This window comes from Lujinxingia vulgaris (assembly GCF_007997015.1).
GTDB classification, from domain to species: domain Bacteria; phylum Myxococcota_A; class Bradymonadia; order Bradymonadales; family Bradymonadaceae; genus Lujinxingia; species Lujinxingia vulgaris.
In genome coordinates this window covers 1-573 of the sequence record NZ_VOSM01000077.1, presented here as the reverse complement: position 1 = coordinate 573, position 573 = coordinate 1, and the positions used below count along the sequence as shown (strand labels likewise).

Genomic DNA, 573 nt, shown 5'->3' with positions numbered 1-573 from the left:
ATGCCGAGCTTCGTGCCCAGCAGGCCCTTCACCTGGCGTTCGAAAGTGGTAGTCATTGGGATGCGATCCTCTTTACAGCTTGATTTCGATGTTCACGTCAGCCGGCAGGTCGAGGCGCATGAGCGAGTCGACGGCCTTCGGCGTGGGGTCGATGATGTCGATCAGCCGCTTGTGCGTGCGCATCTCGAAGTGCTCACGGCTGTCCTTGTACTTGTGCGGCGAGCGGATGACGCAGTACACGTTCTTCTCCGTGGGCAGCGGCACGGGGCCGACCACCGTGGCGCCTGCGCGCGTCACCGTCTCAACGATCTTCCGGGCCGAGACGTCGATGACCTCGTGGTCATAAGACTTCAGCCGGATGCGGATTTTCTGTCCCGCCATGGCGTCGTGACTCTCTTTCTTGAACGATCTTCCCTGTGACGGAGCCGAGGGCTCCTTGTGCATGGCGCCACCTGGTGGGCGCCCCTCCACGCAGACTGAATCCGGAAGGATCCGGGTTCCTCACCCTGCTGGAGCTCCGACCCCCGAACTCGGGCGTGTCGTCCCGTGCTGGCACGGGGGCACACCGATTCC

General features: G+C 63.0%; 1 protein-coding gene. It reads right to left on the bottom strand.

What is annotated here, in order from left to right; all coding sequences use genetic code 11:
- Positions 1–72 precede the first annotated feature (72 nt).
- On the bottom strand, positions 73–381 hold the full coding sequence (gene rpsJ, locus FRC98_RS20980; RefSeq protein WP_003803825.1) for a 30S ribosomal protein S10: 309 nt from the start codon (positions 379–381) through the stop codon (positions 73–75).
- Between the last annotated feature and the right edge of the window lie 192 nt (positions 382–573).